The 248-nt window shown below is 42.7% G+C and carries 1 protein-coding gene; it reads right to left on the reverse strand.

Translation table 11 applies throughout. From position 1 onward, the window contains the following. On the reverse strand, positions 1–248 hold a 248-nt coding region (locus AB4653_RS24705), incomplete at both ends, for a hypothetical protein (RefSeq protein ID WP_372105550.1).

Here is a 248-nt window from a genome sequence, read left to right on the forward strand (position 1 = left end):
ATGTGAAGGTTGTTTTCGCTTGACCTGTTGCAGAGAACTGCTGTGTCATTAAGCCAAACAAAGAACCTAGATTGGTATCAAGGATAGACTGGATATTGTCACCAAACATAAAATTCCAATTGCCCGACGTGACCTGAATATCCGCACCTTGACCACCAACAGCGAAGTTAAATGCTAACTTCTCATTCGCTTGACGAAACTTATCTGCGCGACTTAGTTTGTTTGCACTGGTGTCATTACCACCTAAC

It is taken from the genome of Vibrio sp. 10N.222.48.A3 (assembly GCF_041475345.1).
Classification (GTDB): Bacteria; Pseudomonadota; Gammaproteobacteria; order Enterobacterales; family Vibrionaceae; genus Vibrio; species Vibrio tasmaniensis_A.